Origin of the sequence: Bradyrhizobium sp. LCT2, assembly GCF_009931255.1 — a bacterium.
GTDB classification, from domain to species: domain Bacteria; phylum Pseudomonadota; class Alphaproteobacteria; order Rhizobiales; family Xanthobacteraceae; genus Bradyrhizobium; species Bradyrhizobium diazoefficiens.
Genome location: NZ_CP034432.1, coordinates 7,333,908 through 7,350,637, shown reverse-complemented (window position 1 = coordinate 7,350,637; position 16,730 = coordinate 7,333,908). Strand labels below are relative to the sequence as shown.

The window sequence follows — 16,730 nt, the reverse complement described above, 5'->3', positions numbered from 1 at the left end:
TTGGCATGAATCATGTGGCCGGAACCTTCCGTTCGCCAACGAACCTACTGCTTGTCTCGCATTGTCTTCGCGACCGTCTCCTTTTCCGCGGGCGACATCTCGTTCGGCCCGAGCTTCACCGTCAGCTTGTTGAGCTTGCCGGTGAAGCGGAATGGCACCTGGTAGTCCTGGTCATCCACCGACGTGCCGGTATCGAGGCCGACGTTGAAGGTCTCATCCCACATCAGGGTTATGGGAAGACTCCGCGGCATCGGATGGCTGTCCACCACCTTGCCGTCCACCTTCAAGGTGCCGGTGCCGCCCTTGCCCAGGCCCGGTCCGTCATATTTCCAGTCGAACTCCAGCGTGTGCTTGCCCGGAGCGAGCGTCTCCTTGGCCTGCCACTTGACGCGCTCCAGGGCGACCAGATTCCAGGTAAACACCGGCTGGCCCTTCAGCAGGTAGAAGCCGTAGCCGGCGAACCGGCCGCCGTCGGTCATCAGCATGCCGTCGCCGCCGCCTTGGGGAACGTCGACCTCGGCGGTGACCGTGTACGACCGGTTCAGCAGGCTCGGCGCGGAGCCTGTTTCCGGGAACGGCACGTTGCTCAGCTCACCCGAATAGGTGAACTGGGTCCGGCCCGGAGCGTAGCTCGGCTTGTGCGAAATGAACCTGGTCAAACGCGTGTCGTCGAGCGGGAACACCTGGTACTTCGCAGCTTCCATGGTGAACAATTGCTGCATGTCGCGCAGCTTGTCCGGCATCTTGGCGGCGAGGTCGTTCGACTGCGTCCAGTCTTCGTTGATATTGTAGAGCTCCCAACGGTAGGCGTTCATGACGTCCGAGGGCGGCTCCGCCAAACTGAGGTCCCAAGGCGGGCTCAGCGGAGGCGTTGAGGCCATCCAGCCATCCTGATAAACGGCCCGCTTGCCGAACATTTCGAAGTACTGCGTCGTCCTCCGGCTGGGCGCGCTGCCACCTTCCCAGGTGTAGGCCATGCTCACGCCTTCGATCGGCTTCTGGGCGATGCCGTTGACCGTCACCGGCTCGGGGACGCCAACCGCCTCGAGGATTGTCGGCACGACGTCGATTACATGGTGGAATTGGTGACGGATGCCGCCAGCGTCCTTGATCCGCGCCGGCCAGGCCATGGCCATGCCGTTGCGGGTGCCGCCGAAATACGACGCGATCTGCTTGGTCCATTTGAAGGGCGTATCCCAGGCCCACGCCCAGCCCACCGCGTAGTGGGGGTAGGTCTGGTCGGAGCCCCAGGCGTCATAGAACTTCATGTTCATTTCGACCGTCGGGTGCACGGCGTTGGCAACCGCGAACTCGTTGTAAAGACCATGGAGCGTGCCCTCCGGGCTCGCGCCGTTGTCACCGCTGACGTAGATGACGAGCGTGTTGTCGAGCTTGCCGGTGTCCGCGATGGCCTGGATGACACGACCAATCTCGTAGTCGGTGTAAGCTAGATACGCAGCATAGACGTCGGCTTGCCGGGTGTAGAGCTTCTTCGCCTCGGGCGAAAGCGTATCCCACTTCGGGATGCTGTCCGGCCAGGCCGTTAGCTGCGCGTTCTGCGGAATCACACCCAGTCGTTTCTGGTTAGCGAAGATCTGTTCACGCAGGTCGTTCCAACCCTTGTCGAACAGATGCAAATCGCTGATCTTCTTGATCCACTCGGGCGTCGGATGGTGCGGCGAGTGCGTGCCGCCGGGCGCGTAGTAGATCATGAAGGGACGGTCGGGCTGGACGTCGTTCAGCATCTTGATGCGCCCGATCGCCTCATCGGCCATCGCGGTGATCAGATTCCAGCCGGGATTTCCCTGGAAGGGTTGGATCGGAGTGGTGTTGCGGAAGAGATTGTTCGGCTGCCATTGGCTCGTGTCATCGCCTGGGAAGCCGTAAAAGTAGTCGAAGCCCTTGATGGGTCCGGTCGGCCAGTTGTGGAAGGGGCCAGCCTGGCTCGCCTCCCACTGCGGCAGGTTGTGGTCCTTGCCGTACCACGAGGTGTCGTAGCCGTGCTGCCGGAGGATCTCGCCGATGGCGACGGCGTCGCGCGGGATGATGCTGTTGTAGCCGGGGTAGCCGGTCGCCTGATCGACGACGACGCCAGTGCCCACGGAGTGATGGTTGCGGCCGGTGAGGAGCGCAGCGCGCGTTGGCGAGCACAGCGCCACGGTGTGGAACGCCGTGTAACGCAGACCCGTCTGGGCGATACGGTCCAGCGCCGGCGTCGGGATCACGCCGCCGAACGTGCTTGGCGCGCTAAAGCCGACATCGTCCGTCATGATCAGAAGCACATTGGGCGCGCCCTTTGGCGGGACAATGCGCGCCGGCCAGTACGGCTTCGATTGCACGGCGTTGGGATTGATCTCGCCCCTGAACGGCTGCGGCGGATTCGGCAGGTACCTGCCGTCGATCGTGGTCGTCGCCCCGGGCGAACCGGGAGTGCCAGTGGTTTGCTGGGCGTTGGCGTTGAGGGCTGTCAACGGCATCAGCAAGAGAGCAGCGAGCAGAAAGCGCGAACTAACTCGGCGATGCAGGTTCGAGGCGCTCATCATTGGCTAACTCCCGAAAACCGAACTGATCTGACTTGGCTGGAAGCCGAAATCTTCTCTCCTGGTCGGCGGTACGTAGCCCCTACGTGAACCTCGGGGCAGTTTCCGTCTTAATCTGATCAAGACGGATCGCGCGCGAGCGGTGCTTTGAGCAGCTCATGGCGTTATGTTTGCGGTGCAAATGCTGGAGGCGTGACGGTGAAGGCAGCGATCGGCGCAATAAGTATCTTGCGAGTATCCATTGCAATATACTCCGAACACGCGCGAACACTCTACTTCGGATCGCATCCGGCTGTCGAGCGCTGATCCAACTCGATGACACCCGAACGATGCCGGAGACATGAGCGACACAAACGGCTGAGGTTTGCTCGCTTATCATCCCGCACGAGTGCGTGACGAATGTCACAGCGGCTTAACCAAGAGCGTTCGATGTGGCCGCCGCCTCTGGCAGGGGCACTATCTTGCAGTCTTCTTGCTACACACGGGCGCTGCTTGCCTAGATATGGATACCTCCGGTCAACGATGCTGTCGGTAATCCTACGGGCCAGCGGCGATGCTGAGTGCCTTTAGCGCAACACGTTGAGCCGAATCTGACGAAGTCGTTACCTTGGAGCGAGACATTGAATCGCCGATCGATACACTGTCATTCGTCGGCGGGAGGACGAGCGGATGAAGCGGTACCTATCCGAACCAAAGTCTCATTGTCGGCTTATTCGCGCAACGATCAGTCTGGCTGTGGCATTGGCCGGAGTCTCGTCCGACCCAGCATATGCCGACGAGGATGGCGTTTCATACTGGCTTCCGGGGCGCTTCAGCAGCCTCGCGGCAGTCCCTGCGGTCCCCGGCTGGTCGATGGCCGAGGTCTATTATCACACCAGCGTGTCGGCCTTCGGTAACGCAGCCGCGGCAAGAGAAATCCGCGTCGGCCGGATCCCCGCTAACGTCAATGTCGATTTGAATCTGCGTTTAAACGCGCAGGCGGACCTTGTCCTGCTCAACCCGACCTACACGTTCGCGACGCCGGTACTTGGCGGACAATTGGCAATCGGCATCACCGGCTTGTTTGGCCGATCCGCCGCAACCCTCGACGGAACGCTGACAACAGCGGTCGGGCCCTTTGTGACGACCCGCACGGGGACCCTCTCTGATTCAATCACCTCGGTGGGCGATCTGTATCCGCAAGCAACGCTGAAGTGGAACGCCGGCGTCCACAATTTCATGACCTATTTGACCGGCGACATTCCTGTTGGCGCCTACTCTCCAACCCGTCTTGCTAACCTCGGCATCGGACACGGCGCGATCGACGGCGGCGGCGGCTACACCTATTTCAATGAGAAGGCGGGGCACGAATTTTCCGCAGTCGCCGGGTTCACCTACAATTTCAAGAATCCTGACACGCAATATCGGAATGGCGTCGATTTCCACATCGATTGGGGTGCTTCGCAGTTTCTCTCGAAGCAGCTCTTCGTCGGGCTGGTCGGCTACTACTATCAACAGGTCACGGACGATTTTGGTCAGCCCCCGATCCTTGGGGGGTTTCGGTCGCGCGTGGTGGGAGTCGGTCCTCAGATCGGATACCTGTTTCCGGTCGGTGACCTGCAGGGATATTTGAACCTGAAAGGGTACGGCGAGTTTGCCGCAGAAAATCGGCCAGCCGGCTGGAATACGTGGCTGACTTTCTCGCTGTCGCCAATGGCGCCGACCAGCACGGTCGCGCCGACGCGAAGGATCGTGACGAAGTAAACGCGGCCTACGTTCGTCATCGCGCTTCGATTCTCTCAGCGATTCAGTGACGGGCTTTGGCGACCTGATCCCCCAGTTCGCACTGCGCTGGAATGCGGGCGTCAACAACTATATGACCTACGTCATGGGTGACATCCCGGTCGGCGCGTACCAGTCCGCGCGCCTCGCCAATATCGGGCTCGGACATGGGACGATCGATGCAGGCGGTGGCTACACCGATTTCAATCCGCAGACCGGCCATGAACTCTCTGGCGTGCTCGGCTTCACCTACAATTTCAAGAACACTGACACGCAGTATCAATGCGGCGTCGGCATGTACTTCGACTGGGGCGCCTCTCAAATCCTGACCAAGCCAATCCAGATCGGTCTGGTGGGCTACGTCTATAAGCAGCTCGGTTGCGATAGCGGCTCCGGCGATCGCCTCGGCTGCTTCCGCTCGCAGGTCGCGAGCGTCGGCCGGCAAGTCGGGTTCATCTTTCCGGTTGGCGACATGCAGGGCTATCTGAACCTGAAGGCCTACAAGGAATTTGCCGCGGAAAACCGGCCCGACGGCTGGAATGCCTGGGTGACGTTTGTCATCTCGCCGGCAGCGCCTCCGCCGACCGCGCCACCGAAGCGGATGACTACAAAGTAGTACCCACATCGCGCTGACGATCTCTCTGGAGACCAGCGGCAACACCTGTTGCGCGCATCATCAAGGCTGACGCCCATGGGCGGTCGGCCTTTGCTTCCCATTCAAGAGCGCGAGTCGTTTGAGATGGATCAAACCGATTGATCGCGGCTCATCGATTATTGACAACTAGGAAAAAAGGGCATCCGGGCGTGTACTGCTTCGAGGAGGCAGGCCATGGCGCAACAAGTACTGGGTGGGACTGCCGAAAACCTCGGCCTTGAGGGCCACGACGTCGGCGAAGCAAAGTCGACTTTCGATCGCTTGTTGAGAGCTTATTTCGCAAGGCTGGTCGGAGAGTTTCCGGCGCTGAGCGACGTCAGCCACGAGCCTCCCCCTGGTCGACGAAATCGCCACTCCCCCTCGAACGAGCCGCACGTAGCGCGCGACGGACTGGCGTAGCTCTCGCGCCCTGCGCAATGCGGGAACGCCGACGTGAGCTTGATCTGGATCAAGGCCGGTCCCGTAACGTCGTGCCCCGTTATGCCCGACGTTCGCCGAGTGCCGGAGAGTTCACATGTCTCTTGCTGCATCACGTGCCCGCACCGTCGGTCGTCCGTCGCAATCGCGGGCACAGCACTCGCTCCGGCGACTATCCCCATCCGACTTGTTACTGAACGACGGGCCGTTTGACCGGCGCGGTCGGTTTACCGCCTGCGCCCGGCCAGCAAAGGAGCGCTGATCCCATGAAGAAGACGTGCTTGCTTACCGTCCTTTGCGGGCTTGAGGTTGTCCTGGTCACGGCCGCCCTCGCCAAGGCGCCGCACGCAAAGATCGCGGCGGCCGCCGATGTTCGCCGGCCTGCTCCTCCGGCGGTTAGCTGCGGGAACGGCTTCATCTGCAGGCAAGACCTCTTCGATCGCAACAACAGGAGCAACCTGCGATCCGATTGGCCCGGTCCCCCGGCTCAACCGGGGCAATTCTAGCGCGGTGCCTCGTGGTGGCAGTTCAAGGGGGGTCATTTGATAGAGCTTGAAGGAGGTCAAGATGACGATGGCAGCATTATCCGCAGCGCTCCTCGGGACCCAACTGCTCGTGATGCCCGTCTCCGATCGCGTCCCCGAATTGAAGGTAGAGGCGACGTGCCAGGCGACCACGGCTGATGACAAGGCAATGGGGCTTGCCCTTTCCCAGAGCTTCGCAGACTGCATGCGCGATGAGTTGGCTGCGCAGCAACAGCTCAGCACGGTGTGGAGCGCTGCGCCAAATCCCCTTCGCGATAGCTGCGAAGGGGAAGCCTCGGCCGGCGGAAGTCCGAGCTATGTCGATCTTCTCACCTGTATCCAAATGGCGGAGTGGGTGAAGTCGCCCTCGACGGCACCGCGTTTGAGAGGAGCGAGCAAGAATCGAAATTCGCAGTGATCCGGCGCTCGCTCGCGGAGCGCAACTCGCTTTTATTGGAAGCCCATTCGACAGGGGCTCTCCTGATCATTTGAACGAAGGAGTGATTTGTATGAAACATTTTCCGATCGTTGTCGCCGTGATGACAGCTGCGCTTGCGCCGACTCCTGTGTCAGCCCAGTCGATCAATCTGACCGGCATCTACAAATGTGTCCGAATGTGCCAGGGAAATTTGCCGGCTTACATTACCCAAAACGGGACTGAACTTAATCTCCTCACGGAAGCGGGGCAGCCGTCCCGCGCGTGGCCCGACTGGTACTGGCCGGCAACCCGGATCTGGATCGACGCATTCAACCAGAGTGCGGTCTATTCGCCGGATGGCATGCTCATTCAGTTCGACAATGGCACCATCTGGCAGCGCGATTTGGGGCCCGTCCCGCCACCGCCGCGCTCTCGCCGGTAAGAGACGGCAGGTGGCAAATTTCGCCATCGGTGCGCCCGTCGCTGTTGGGCGCAAGACTCGAAACGAATAGCGATTCAACAACGGAAGAAGGAGGTCGACCATGAAACATACCTGCAGAAACTGGTGCTTTGGAGCTGCCATTATTGCCGTCGCCGCGATCGGTTCCGTGCAATGGTCGTACGAGCGTGGTCTGTCATTTTCGGTCGACAGCGCGCAGGCGAGGGTGGGACGGCCGGCGACGCCCGCAAGTGTTGCCGGAGTCGCGCGACGGACCACGCGCCGCGCTGTCGTGGGCGGCGCGGTAGCGGCAGGCGCTGCGGCCACCGTCGTGGCGCCGGCATGCGCCCGTGTGCTGGTGAACGGAGTATGGGTCTGTCGCTAGGCAGCGCAAACCATCGAAATCTGATCTATTCACCGAATGACGGCACGAGCAGCAAGGCACATCAGAGATGTCAATATGACGACTGCGCGTGCCTGGTGCAGTGTTGCCGAGGCCGCTCAACCCTGGCGGCGTAGAAAGCCCGTGATCGTGACCTTGTCCCAGATGCCGGCCGCGGCGAAGGGATCGGCGCGGTTGAAGGCTTCGACCTCCGCTCGGCCCGGCGCCTCGATCAGAAACAGGCTGCCGATCATGGTTGCGCCGTCGTCGGAGACGAGCGGCCCCGACATCACGATCTTGACGCCGAAGCGCGAGGTGTCGCTGAGGAAGGTCTTGTGGGCGTCGTAATTGGCGAGCCGGGTCGGCAGCGCGCCGGTGCGGTCGATGGCATGAATGGCGAACAGCATGGTGTCTCCGTTTATGTCTTGGTCTTCTTGGGACGGCCGCGGGTGCGGCCGTCCGTGCTTGTGATGATCGGTTGGGTTACTTGGCGCCGAGCTTGCCGGCGTCCTCGAAGGTCGGGCAGGTCCGCTGCTCCAGCGGCACGTCGAACGGCTGGAAATTGTCCTTGGTGATGACGGTCGGCTTCAGCACGATCTCGCCGATGACGGGCTGACTGCGCAAGGAGCGGATCGCCATCATGGTGCCGAGGCAGCCTTGCGCAAATCCGTTGTAGTCGCCGCTCGCGAGCAGCTTGCCGGACTTGATCGCGTCGATCGCCTCCTTGGTGCCGTTGATGCCGATCACCTGCGCCTTGCGGTTGGCGCCGTCGAGCGCCTCGATCGCACCGACCGCCATGGCGTCGTTGGCGGCCAGCACGCCGTCGATCTGCGAATTCGACTGCATCAGGTTTTCCATCACCTGGAGCGCCTGGAGCCGCTGGTAGTTGCCGGGCTGCGAGGCCAGCAGCTTGGCGCCCGCGTTTTCCTTCAGCGCGTCGTTGAAGCCGCGGACGCGGTCGACATTGGTCAGGGAGCCCTTGACGCCCTCGATGATGACGATGTTGCCCTTGCCACCCAGCGTCTTGAGCAGGAAGCGTGCGGTTTCCAGCCCAAGGCTGTAATCGTCGGCGCCGACGAAGGACAGGAATTTTCCGCCGGCCGAGCGGTCGGTGATGTTGACGACGGGGATCTTGGCTTCGTTGATCTTCTCGACCCCCGGCACCATCGCCTTGTAGTCCACCGGCGTGAAGACGATGGCGCTCGGCTTCTTCACCACGACGTCCTCGATCTGGCTGAGCTGCTCGGGGATCGAGTCCGGCTTGGTCGGGATGTACTGCAGCGTCTTCGCGTTCAGCGCTTTCGCCATGTTGTCGGCGCCGACCCGCACCGTCTGGAAGAACGGGTTGGTCTGGTTTTTGGTGAAGACGGCGATGGTCTCGCCGTCGGCACGCACCTCGGTGGTGATCGCGGCCGCCATCAGCAGCGGCAGCGCCAGATAGCCCAGTTTCAGTCTCATGTTGCCTCCATCCCTCATTTTGCTTGTTGGAACTCTAGGAACTCATTGCGCGCGGCGGCGGGTCTTCATGTCGAGCCAGACCGCGAGGATGACGATGACGCCGGTGACGAGCGGCTGCCAGTTGGAGCTGACCGAGAGCAGGTTCATGCCGTTCAGCACCAGCGTCAGGATCAACGCGCCGATGAAGGTGCCGAACACGGTGCCGACACCGCCGAACAGCGAGGTGCCGCCGATCAGCACGGCCGCGATTGCCGGTAGCGTCAGGCTCTCGCCGATGTCGGCCTCGGCCGAATTGAGCCGCGACAGGAAGATGATCGAGGCGAGCCCCGCCATGGTGCCGGAGACGGCATAGACCAGCAGCAGGCGCCGCGCGACCGGAATGCCGGAGAGCCGCGCCGCGACCGGATTGGCGCCGATCGCGTAGATCTCTTGGCCCCAGATCGTGCGCTGGGCAAACAGCGTTCCGATGCCGAGGAAGACCAGCAGCAGGTAGACCGGGATCGGCAGGCCGAACAGATAGCCGCTGCCGATCTGGCGGAAGCCGGCCGGAAAACCGTGAAGGGTCTCGCCCGCCATGTACCAGTAGGTGAGGCCGTTCAACACCCAGAGCATGCCATAGGTCGCGATAAAGGAGGGGATGCGCAGTGCGGTGACCATGACACCGTTGAGAAGGCCGACGATACCGCCGCAGGCAAGGCCGGTGAGGATGCCGAGTGCCGGCGAGCCGGTCTTGTGGATCACGGTTCCGGCGATACAGGCCGACAGCGCGACATTGGCGCCGACGGAGAGATCGAGGCCCGCGGTCAGCACCACCAGCGTCAGGCCGGAGGCGATGAAGAAGGTCAGGCTCGCCTGCCGGAGCACATTGAGGAAGTTGCCGAGGCTGAGGAAGGAATCGCTGAGCACGGCCAGCACGGCGCAGATCAGCAGCGCCGCGAGCAGGCGATAGAACACCTGGATCGCGTCCTGCGACAGGAAGGAGCGGGGCGGCACGATCGCCTCCTTGGTGATGTCGGTCATGCGCGGCTCCGCAGGCCGTCGAGGAATAGTGCGACGATGACGAGGACGCCGACGCTTGCGACCTGCACCGAAGAAGGCATCGAGATCAGGTTGAGCCCATTGCGAAGCACGCCGACCGCGATCACGCCGAGCAACGTGCCAAGCAGCCAGCCATTGCCGCGCTCGAACGAGGTGCCGCCGACCGCGACCGCTGCGATCGCATCGAATTCAAGGCCGAGGCCCGCGGTCGGATGACCTGAATTCATCCGCGCGGTCATCAACAGGCCCGCGATGCCGGCCATGGCGCCGCCGAGCGCATAGACCGCGATCAGCAGCTTGTTCGGCGAGAGGCCGGCATAGCGCAGCGCCTCGCGGTTGCCGCCGAGCGCGAAGATGTAGGTGCCGAAGCGGGTGTGATAGAGCAGGCCGTGAAACGCGGCGTAAGTCACCAGCGCCATCACGATCGGCACGGGAACGCCGAGCAGCGTCGCCGAGTAGATGTCGCGCACGCTGTGAGGAATGCCGACCACGCTCTGGCCGTCGCTGACGATCAGCGACAGGCCCTGGGCCATGCCGAGCGTGCCGAGCGTCGCGACGAAGGGCGGAATGCCGAGAATGGCGACCAGCCAGCCGTTGACGGTGCCGAAGGCCGCGCCGACGAGCAGGCCGGCACCTAAGCCCAGGAGCATCGACTTGGTCGCGAGCGACACGATCGCGACGCAGAGCGAGGTCAGCGTCAGCACCGCACCCATCGACAGGTCGAGCCCCTCGGTCATGATGATCAGGGTCATCGGCAGCGCCAGCATGGTCAGGATGGTCGACTGCACCAGCACGTTGGAGAGGTTGGCGACCGACAGGAAGCCGGGTGCGATCGCGCTGAACAGCGCGATCAGCAGCACCAGCACGATGGCAACGCCGGGAATGCGTTGCAGCGGATTGGGCTCGGAAACGACCGCAGCTTCACGCATGATGCATCCCCAGTCGCACGATGTTCTCCTCGGTCAGTTCGTTGCGCGTCAGGTGTCCCGCGATGCGGCCCTCGCGCATCACATAGGCGCGGTCGCAGACATGGCAGATCTCGACCTGCTCGGACGAGATCATCAGTGCGGCGGCGCCTTCCGCGACCAGGCGGTCGATCAGCGCAAAAATCTCGGACTTGGCGCCGATGTCGATGCCTCGCGTCGGCTCGTCGAAGATGAAGAGCTTCGAGCCGGCGGCCAGCCACTTGCCGATCACGACCTTCTGCTGGTTGCCGCCCGAGAGCAGGCCGACGGTCTGGCGCGCGCTGGGCGTCGCGATCCTCAGCTGCCGGATCAGGCCGTCGGAGGTGCGCTGCGCCGAACGCTGGTCGAACAGTCCGCTCGGGAACAGTTTTCGCAGCGCCGACACCACCAGATTGTCGCTCACCGACCGCAGCAGAGCGAGGCCCTCGCTCTTGCGGCTCTCCGGGATCAGCGCGATGCCGCGGCGGGCGGCGAGATCAGGCTCGCCGGAGATGGTCTTGCCGTCGAAGATGATCTCGCCGGAGCTGACGGGATCGGCGCCGAAGATGGCGCGCGCGACTTCGCTGCGGCCGGAGCCGACCAGGCCGCACAGGCCGACGATCTCGCCCCGGCGCACCTCGATGTTGATGTCGGAGATCCCGGTCGATGAGCTCAGGCCCTTGACCTGCAGCAGCACCTCGCCGGGCTTGTCGGCGAAATTGCGCGGATAGGTCATGTCGACGGTGCGTCCGACCATCATGCGGACGAGCTGGTCCGGCGTGACGTCGGCCGGGCGGACGCCGTCGATGCGGCGGCCGTCGCGCAGCACCGTGATGCGATCGCCGAGCGCGAACACCTCCGCCATGCGGTGCGAGATATAGACGATCGACACGCCGTCGGCTTTCAGCCGCGCGATCAGCGCGAACAGGAGCTCGGTCTCGCGGTCGGACAGCGCCGCGGTCGGCTCGTCCATGACGAGGATGCGTGCGTTCTGGCTGATCGCCTTGGCGATCTCGACCATCTGCTGCTGCGCCACCCCGAGCTTGTCCACGATCGTGGAGGGATCGATGTCGAAGCCGATGGTGCCGAGCACGCGTTTGGCGTCGGCGAGGATCTTGCTCCGGTCGATCGTGCCGGGGATGCGGCCCTTCGGCTCGCGGCCGAGGAAGATGTTCTGGGCGATGTCGAGATGGGGGACCAGCGAGAACTCCTGGAAGATCACGGCGATGCCGAGCTTCTGCGCATCGGCAGCCGAGCCGATCGCGACCTTCTCGCCCTTGTAGTAGAACTCGCCGGCATCGGCGCGGTAGGCGCCGCACAGCACCTTCATCAGGCTCGACTTGCCGGCGCCGTTCTCCCCCAGCAGCATGTGGACTTCGCCGGGGAAGACGGCAAAGGACACGTCATCCAGCGCCTTGACGCCGGGAAACTCCTTGCTGATGCCGCGCAGCTCGAGCAGCGGCGTGGGTGAGGTGACCTCGATCGGAAGCGCGTCGCTCATGCCTTGGCTCCGCCCGCAAAGATCTTTCCGGGATTCATCAGTCCATCAGGATCGAGCGCGGTCTTGATCGCTCGCATCACGTCCACGGCCTCGCCGAGCTCGTCAGCGAGATAGTCGATCTTGCCGAGCCCGATGCCGTGTTCGCCGGTGCAGGTGCCGTCCATGGCAATGGCGCGGGCGACCATGCGGGCCTGGAGCGCCTTGGCGCCCTCAGCTTCGTCCGGTTTTGCCGGATCGATCAGGATCAGCATGTGGAAGTTGCCGTCGCCGACATGGCCGACGATCGGCGCGGTGAAGCCGTGCTCGTCCGCGTCGCGTCGCGTCTCGGTCAGGCATTCCGCCAGCCGCGAGATCGGCACGCAGACATCGGTGATCACGGCGCGCGCGCCGGGCCGGAGGCCCAGGCCCGCATAGAGCGTGTTGTCGCGGGCGTGCCAGAGCCGGCTGCGGTCTTCCTGCGCCTTGGCCCAGGCAAATCCATGACCGCCATGGTCGGCGGCGATCGCCTCTGCGGCCTCGGCCTGCTCGGCGACGGAGGCCTCGGAGCCGTGGAATTCGAAGAACAGGGTCGGGGCCTCGCGATAGCCGAGCTTTGCGTAGGCATTGATGCCGCGCATCATGACGTCGTCGACGAGCTCGATGCGCGCCACGGGGATCGCGGACTGGATCACGGAGATCGCGGTGTCCACGGCATTGTGCAGGGTGTCGAAGCTGCAAACCGCGGCCGAGATCGCCTGCGGCACGGGATGCACCTTCAACGTGATCTCGGTGATGAGCCCGAGGGTGCCTTCGGCGCCGACGAACATGCGCGTCAGGTCGTAACCGGCGGCCGACTTGCGGGCGCGCCTGGCGGTCCGGATCACGCGCCCGTCGGCCAGCACCACTTCCAGCGCCATGACGTTGTCCTTCATGGTGCCATAGCGCACCGCCATGGTGCCGGAGGCCCTCGTCGATGTCATGCCGCCGATCGAGGCATCGGCGCCGGGATCGATCGGGAAGAAAAGACCGGTGCCGCGCAGCTCCGCATTGAGCTGCTTTCGCGTGATGCCGGGCTGCACCACGACGTCCATGTCGCTGTCGTGCGCGGCCAGTACCTTGTTCATGCGCGCGAAGTCGAAGCAGACGCCGCCGGCGACCGAAGCCGCATTGCCCTCGAGCGAGGTGCCGGCGCCGAACGGGACGATCGGCATGCCCGCGCTTGCGCACAGCTTCACGATGTCGACCACTTCCTGCGTGGTTTCAGGAAAGACGACGATGTCGGGCGGCAAATTGCGATAATGCGACTCGCTCTGGCCGTGCTGATCGAGCACGCCGCGCGCGACGCTCGCGCGCGGGCCGATCATGCCGGTGAGGCGATCGGCCAATGCTCCTGTGCTGACCCGCGGTCCCATCCTTGCTCCCTGTCTGCCCCGATGACGGACTCTTGCCGGTCCGCTGTGTTGTGGTTCGGCTTAGGCGGCTCTTGCGCTGCTCGCAACCTGCTTCAGGCCGAAATCGTAGTTGAGATGGAAATAGTCGGTGTCCACCATGCGACCATCCGGCGCACGCCCCGCCGGGTGGCGGACGAACTCGCGGATCAGGCTGTCCTTGACGCCGAACACCACGTCGCTGTCGAGATATTTGTCGCCGGCGACGAACACATGGGTCACGAGCTGCTCGAAGCCGGGCGCCGAGATCATGAAATGCACATGCGCCGGACGCCAGGGATGGCGGCCCTGCACCTCCAGCATCTCGCCGACCGGGCCGTCATGCGGGATCGGATAGGCGGCCGGCTTGATCGACCAGAAATGGAAGCGGCCATTGGCGTCGGTGTGGAAGCGCGCGCGCATCGCGAGATCGCCGATCTGGTCGAGCTGCTGCACGTCGTAATAGCCGTCATCGTCGGAATGCCAGACGTCGACGACGGCGCCCGCCAGCGGACGTCCGTCGACGGTCGAGACCGATCCGGTGACCAGCATGGGATCGCCTTCCATGGGACCGGAGATGTCGGAGCCGATGTCCTTCTCCGGCGCGGCCTGGACGAAGAACGGGCCGAGCACCGTGGTCTCGGTCGCACCTTCCGGCACCGGGTGGTTGATTGCGTCGACCAGCATGGAGACGCCGAGCGTGTCCGACAGCAGGATGAACTCCTGGCGCTTGTCGTCGCACATGTGGCCGGTGCGGGTCAGGAAGTCGATGCCGTATTCCCATTCCTTCTGGGTCGGGCGGACCTCGCGGACGAAGGCGTGAAGGTGGCGCACCAGCGCCTCGCTGACCTGCTTGATGCGCGGATCGGTTGCGCCTGCGATCCGCTCCAGCACCGCCTCCGTGATCGTGGTCTCGTTGAAGTTACGCATGGATGTCTCCGTTGATCAGAGCTTCGGTTCGCCGAGGCCGGACAGCCGCTCGAGATGCTTGACGGTCGCGATGAAGTCGGCCTCGCCGTCGCCCTGCGCGACCAGCGAGCCATAGGTCTCGCGCACTTGCGCCGCGAGCTGCAGCGGCACGCCGACGGCGTGGCCGGCGCCGAGAATGAGATCGAGGTCCTTGGCCATCTGCTTGCAGGAGAAGGTCGATTCGAAATCCCGCGTTCGAAGCGGCGCGGTCTTGTACTTCACCATCGGCGAGGCCACCGCGCTGTCGTCGAGCACCTTCAGGATGTCCTGCCAGGCGATGCCGCCCTTGCGCGCCAGCGCCAGGCTCTCCGCCATCATCGCGGCCGACACCGCGATCATCAGGTTGACCGCGAGCTTGGCGTAACGGGCCTCCTCGGCGGGCCCGAGATAGGTCTGGGCGCGGGTGAAAGCGGCGAACAACGGTTTTGCGTTGTCGAAGGCGTCCTTCGGACCCGAGACGAAGCAGGTCAGCGCGCCGGTGTGGACGATGCTGGCGTTGCCGGAGACCGGCGCGCGCAGATAGAGAACGCCGCGCGCCTGCGCGCTGGCCGCAACTTCGGTGGAGGCCTCGACACTCACGGTGCTGGTCTCGATCAGAACGGCTCCGGGGGCCATCGCGGCGATGACGCCGGTGGGACCGAGCAACGCGCCGCGCAAGGCTGCGTCGTCCGGCAGCGACGTGATGACCGCTTCCTTGCCGCTTACGGCCTCGGCCGGTGAGGCGGCGATCGAAATGCCCTGTGTTCGCGCCTCGTTGGTCCGTGCCGCGCTCCGATCGAACGCGGTGACGGCATAGCCGGCCTTGGCGACAAGCACCGACATCGGCAGGCCCATCTTGCCGATTCCGATAAAGGCTACATTCCTTGAAGCGTCAGTCATTGTTGTTGTCCATTGGCGCCTTCATGCGGCGCGTCCCTGTCGTTCGATGTCCTGCACCAGCCGCCGGCCCGATTGCGCCAGCAGCTCCTTCTTCGCCTCCAGCCCCTCGACCAGCAGCCGGCCGCTCCGCTTCTTCCACGCGCCGCCGATCATGACGGACTCGATGTTGGCGAGGCTCGTCTGCATCACGACGGTCGCGACGGGATCGTGCACCGGGACGAGATTGAAATCGGATGCGTTGATGATGACGAGGTCGGCGAGCTTGCCCGGCGTCAGCGAGCCGATCTGGCTCTCCCGGCCGAGCATGCGGGCGCCTTCCATCGTGATCCAGCGCAGCGCCTCGCGCACGGGGATGGTGGTGGTCGCAGGAATGGTGCCGCCGCCCCGGCGCGACTCCGCATTGTCGAGCGCCCGCTGCATCGACAGCGCGACGCGCGCGGCGGAGAAGAGATCGCCGGCCAGCACGGATTCCAGATCAATGCCGATCGTCGGTCGCACGCCGCGCTTCAGCAGCCGTCCCGTGATCGGGAAGCCGTGGCCCTGGATCATCTCGTTCTCGGGCGTGACCGAGAACGACACGCCGAGATCGACCATCCGGTCGAGGAGATCGTCGGGCAGATCGTTGCCGTGGACGATATTGACGCCGGCGCCGACGAGGCCGGCCGCGATCAGCTTCTCCCAGCCATCCGGCGTCTTGGCCGGACCGCCGCCCTGGTGCATCGAAGCGATCAGCTTCAGCTCCCGCGCCAGGCGGAAGTCGTGCATGGCGACGTCGAGCGTCGAATAATGCGGACCCAGAATGGCGAGCCCGAGCGTGACCAGACCGTCGCGGTCGGCGAGGGGGCCGGCGAGCAGCCGCTCGACCTCGCGGCGCGGATGCGGCACTTCCGAGAAATGCGGCTCGCCGGGCTTCGGCTCCGGTTTCGGCGAGCCGTGGAAGAACGCGGCGCGAATGCCGCTCTCGATCAGGCCGCGCACGGCGGCATCGGTGTGATCGGGCGTCGGATTGTTGTGGCACCAGTCAACCAGCGTGGTGGTGCCGCAATTGATCTGATTCAGCGCGCCGGCCAGCGTGGCGATGTAGATGTCGTCGGGCCGGAACACGGTCGCGAGCCCGGCATGCATGCGCCGGAAATATTCGAGCAGCGTCCAGTTCGCGGCATAGCCGCGTAAGCCCGTCTGCCAGGTGTGCATATGCGCGTTGACGAGGCCGGGGATGACGATGCGCCCCTTGCCGTCGACGATTTCGGTCTCGGCCGCGCCGCTGCCGAGGTCGATCGACGGCCGCACGTCAACGATGCGGCGGCCTTCGACCAGCACGTCGCCGGTGCGGAGGTCGCCGATCGCATCATCCATGCTGATGATGGTGGCGGATCTGATCAGCGTGCGCCGCATCGCT

At 64.0% G+C, this 16,730-nt stretch carries 14 protein-coding genes and 1 pseudogene; 5 read left to right on the top strand and 10 right to left on the bottom strand.

What is annotated here, in order from left to right; translation table 11 throughout:
• Positions 1 to 44: 44 nt before the first annotated feature.
• Positions 45 to 2,543 (bottom strand): arylsulfatase, encoded by a 2,499-nt coding sequence (locus EI171_RS34795; RefSeq protein WP_161536003.1) that lies wholly within the window; start codon positions 2,541 to 2,543, stop codon positions 45 to 47.
• A gap of 666 nt (positions 2,544 to 3,209) precedes the next feature.
• Between EI171_RS34795 and EI171_RS34790 the strand changes: the two genes are divergently transcribed.
• The 5 genes and pseudogenes from EI171_RS34790 (at position 3,210) to EI171_RS34775 (ending at position 6,757) form a co-directional block, all read left to right on the top strand.
• Entirely contained in the window at positions 3,210 to 4,283 is a 1,074-nt protein-coding gene (locus tag EI171_RS34790; protein ID WP_161536002.1) for a transporter, read from the top strand.
• 19 nt (positions 4,284 to 4,302) lie between these two features.
• Positions 4,303 to 4,917 (top strand): annotated as a pseudogene (locus EI171_RS34785) (transporter); the annotation flags it as partial.
• Positions 4,918 to 5,130: 213 nt separating this feature from the next.
• Positions 5,131 to 5,355 (top strand): hypothetical protein, encoded by a 225-nt coding sequence (locus tag EI171_RS45265; protein ID WP_210253960.1) that lies wholly within the window; start codon positions 5,131 to 5,133, stop codon positions 5,353 to 5,355.
• A gap of 585 nt (positions 5,356 to 5,940) precedes the next feature.
• On the top strand, positions 5,941 to 6,315 hold the full coding sequence (locus tag EI171_RS34780; RefSeq protein ID WP_038965870.1) for a hypothetical protein: 375 nt from the start codon (positions 5,941 to 5,943) through the stop codon (positions 6,313 to 6,315).
• A gap of 91 nt (positions 6,316 to 6,406) precedes the next feature.
• Positions 6,407 to 6,757: a hypothetical protein gene (locus EI171_RS34775; RefSeq protein ID WP_161536001.1), complete on the top strand. Its 351-nt coding sequence runs from the start codon at positions 6,407 to 6,409 to the stop codon at positions 6,755 to 6,757.
• 498 nt (positions 6,758 to 7,255) lie between these two features.
• Here EI171_RS34775 and EI171_RS34770 read toward each other — a convergent pair whose 3' ends face one another.
• The 9 genes from EI171_RS34770 to EI171_RS34730 all read right to left on the bottom strand — a co-directional run bounded on the left by EI171_RS34770 (position 7,256) and on the right by EI171_RS34730 (position 16,726).
• Positions 7,256 to 7,543 (bottom strand): YciI family protein, encoded by a 288-nt coding sequence (locus EI171_RS34770; RefSeq protein ID WP_011085458.1) that lies wholly within the window; start codon positions 7,541 to 7,543, stop codon positions 7,256 to 7,258.
• A gap of 76 nt (positions 7,544 to 7,619) precedes the next feature.
• Positions 7,620 to 8,594: a sugar ABC transporter substrate-binding protein gene (locus tag EI171_RS34765; protein WP_063921423.1), complete on the bottom strand. Its 975-nt coding sequence runs from the start codon at positions 8,592 to 8,594 to the stop codon at positions 7,620 to 7,622.
• Positions 8,595 to 8,636: 42 nt separating this feature from the next.
• Positions 8,637 to 9,614 (bottom strand): ABC transporter permease, encoded by a 978-nt coding sequence (locus EI171_RS34760; protein ID WP_161536000.1) that lies wholly within the window; start codon positions 9,612 to 9,614, stop codon positions 8,637 to 8,639.
• Entirely contained in the window at positions 9,611 to 10,561 is a 951-nt protein-coding gene (locus tag EI171_RS34755; RefSeq protein WP_011085461.1) for an ABC transporter permease, read from the bottom strand. Before EI171_RS34755 ends, EI171_RS34760 begins: the two co-directional genes overlap by 4 nt.
• On the bottom strand, positions 10,554 to 12,077 hold the full coding sequence (locus EI171_RS34750) for a sugar ABC transporter ATP-binding protein (protein WP_011085462.1): 1,524 nt from the start codon (positions 12,075 to 12,077) through the stop codon (positions 10,554 to 10,556). The genes EI171_RS34755 and EI171_RS34750 overlap by 8 nt, the downstream gene beginning before the upstream one ends.
• Positions 12,074 to 13,468, bottom strand: a complete 1,395-nt coding sequence (locus EI171_RS34745; protein ID WP_161535999.1) for an FAD-linked oxidase C-terminal domain-containing protein — start codon at positions 13,466 to 13,468, stop codon at positions 12,074 to 12,076. Before EI171_RS34745 ends, EI171_RS34750 begins: the two co-directional genes overlap by 4 nt.
• 60 nt (positions 13,469 to 13,528) lie before the next feature.
• Positions 13,529 to 14,413 (bottom strand): intradiol ring-cleavage dioxygenase, encoded by an 885-nt coding sequence (locus tag EI171_RS34740; RefSeq protein ID WP_161535998.1) that lies wholly within the window; start codon positions 14,411 to 14,413, stop codon positions 13,529 to 13,531.
• A gap of 15 nt (positions 14,414 to 14,428) precedes the next feature.
• A complete protein-coding gene (locus EI171_RS34735; protein ID WP_161535997.1) occupies positions 14,429 to 15,331 on the bottom strand; it encodes an NAD(P)-dependent oxidoreductase in 903 nt (300 codons plus the stop codon).
• A 21-nt stretch (positions 15,332 to 15,352) separates the two neighbouring features.
• Positions 15,353 to 16,726, bottom strand: a complete 1,374-nt coding sequence (locus EI171_RS34730) for an amidohydrolase family protein (RefSeq protein ID WP_161535996.1) — start codon at positions 16,724 to 16,726, stop codon at positions 15,353 to 15,355.
• Positions 16,727 to 16,730: the final 4 nt, after the last annotated feature.